Raw genomic sequence first — 264 nt, 5'->3', positions numbered from 1 at the left:
AGAAGACCGCGGGCGACCAGGTCATCGGTGCGACCCAGAACGGCACCGGTGCACTGGTGATCCGCGCCGCCAAGGTGGGTTCCGATACCGTCCTGTCGCAGATCGTGCAGCTGGTTGCGCAGGCGCAGCGTTCCCGGGCGCCGATGCAGCGGATGGCGGACACCGTCGCCTACTGGTTCGTGCTCGCGGTGCTGGCGATCGCGGTGGCGACGTTCTTCATCTGGGGCGTCTTCGGCCCGGACCCGGCCTGGACCTACGCGGTGC

At 69.3% G+C, this 264-nt stretch carries 1 pseudogene; it reads left to right on the top strand.

The window, feature by feature from the left end:
* Window positions 1-264 (top strand): annotated as a pseudogene (locus tag OC373_RS18825) (copper-transporting ATPase); the annotation flags it as partial.

The sequence above is a fragment of the Stenotrophomonas sp. Ste96 genome (assembly GCF_024519495.1).
GTDB lineage: Bacteria > Pseudomonadota > Gammaproteobacteria > Xanthomonadales > Xanthomonadaceae > Stenotrophomonas > Stenotrophomonas bentonitica_A.
Note: the sequence above shows the minus strand (reverse complement) of the source record. Positions and strands in the feature narration are given on the sequence as shown.